Below are 266 nucleotides of genomic sequence, written 5' to 3'. Positions count from 1 at the left end.
GAACGATAATCCCTGCTAACGAAATTCAGGCCATTGTTGAGAATATTGGACCTCCAGATGCTATAAATCGAACTTGGATTAGTTCTATGATTAGCACGTCTTCAGAAGGCGAGATATTAGTACAGTTAACCCCTGATCATGCACCAACTGACCTTTATATTAGAAAAATCAGAGCTCAGTTAGCGTTACAATTCCCTGACTACCAAGTGCTATTTCGTCCTGCTGATATTATTTCCCAAACACTTAATGGCACTGCTAGTTCTGCC

At 40.6% G+C, this 266-nt stretch carries 1 protein-coding gene; it reads left to right on the top strand.

Annotated elements, in window-relative coordinates; all coding sequences use genetic code 11:
* Positions 1 to 86: 86 nt before the first annotated feature.
* Positions 87 to 266, top strand: a 180-nt coding sequence (locus tag AAEY78_RS13415; RefSeq protein ID WP_352339807.1) for a hypothetical protein, incomplete at its 3' end; no start/stop codon positions are given.

Origin of the sequence: Psychrobacter sp. 16-MNA-CIBAN-0192, from assembly GCF_040309565.1 — a bacterium.
Taxonomy (GTDB): Bacteria; Pseudomonadota; Gammaproteobacteria; order Pseudomonadales; family Moraxellaceae; genus Psychrobacter.
This window is presented reverse-complemented; position numbering and strand designations above follow the sequence as displayed.